This is a genomic window from Falsiroseomonas sp. HC035 (assembly GCF_050563525.1).
GTDB lineage: Bacteria > Pseudomonadota > Alphaproteobacteria > Acetobacterales > Acetobacteraceae > Falsiroseomonas.
Map to the genome: position 1 here is coordinate 1 of NZ_JBNXUN010000073.1, position 893 is coordinate 893.

Below are 893 nucleotides of genomic sequence, written 5' to 3' on the forward strand. Positions count from 1 at the left end.
CTGACCAGACGGAACGGGCCTGTGCCGATCGCAGCCTCGCCGGAGTTGAACGCCGGATTGCCCTTCTGCGCGACCGACCGCGGCACGATGAAGATCTGCGTCAGGTTGGTGGGCAGGGCCGGCAAGGGCCCGGCGGTGCGGATGTTGAAGGTCAGGTCATCGACCGGCTCCACGGCCGTCACGCCGGAGAGGTAGATCGAGTAGGGGTTGGGGTTGCCCGGCACGTTGGGCACCCGCTGGAAGGAGGCTACGACATCAGCCGAGGTCAGCGGCGCGCCATCATGGAAGCGCACGCCGGGGCGCAGCTTGAACTCCCAGGTGGTGTCGTCCACCACGCGCCAGGATTCAGCCAGGCTCGGGCGAAGCTGCATCTGGTCGTCGCGCGACACCAGGGTGTCATAGATGTTCCGCAAGGCGCCCGTATTGGCCAGGTTCAGGAGCCAGTGTGGGTCGAGCGTGCTGGGTGGCGCCTGGATCCCGATCCGCAGGTTCTGCGCCATGGCGGGACTGGTCAGCAACAGGCACAGTCCGATTGCGAAGCGCTGCATGAAGCTCACGGCGAATCTCCTTCAGTCCAGACGAAGCCCAGGCCTGTCGTCGGTTGTACGGCGAGAATGCCACCGTGCTCTACGACGCGTATCCGTGGAAGTGGGCATAGGCCGGAAGGCCAGGGCCATCTTGTCCATGTCCATCAGGCGTCCAACGGCTTCGCGTGAAAGCGGAAGCGGCTTGCCGGCGGCGCCGAAACCCCCCTCCCCCGGCAGCGGCGGCGTGGCAAGCGAGCGTGCTGATTCGGAAGGCAAAGGCCAGGTCGCGCGCAGTCTCAGGCTCAAGGGCTTCTGACACGGCCCGCGGCGCGCCCTCGGTGCCGGAGGTCGGGTCGACGTCGCCTG

General features: G+C 67.0%; 1 protein-coding gene. It reads right to left on the minus strand.

From position 1 onward, the window contains the following. Positions 1-548 (minus strand): ABC transporter substrate-binding protein (locus tag ACLF3G_RS29490; RefSeq protein WP_430672938.1); only part of this gene is annotated, 548 nt, incomplete at its 3' end. Positions 549-893 lie beyond the last annotated feature (345 nt).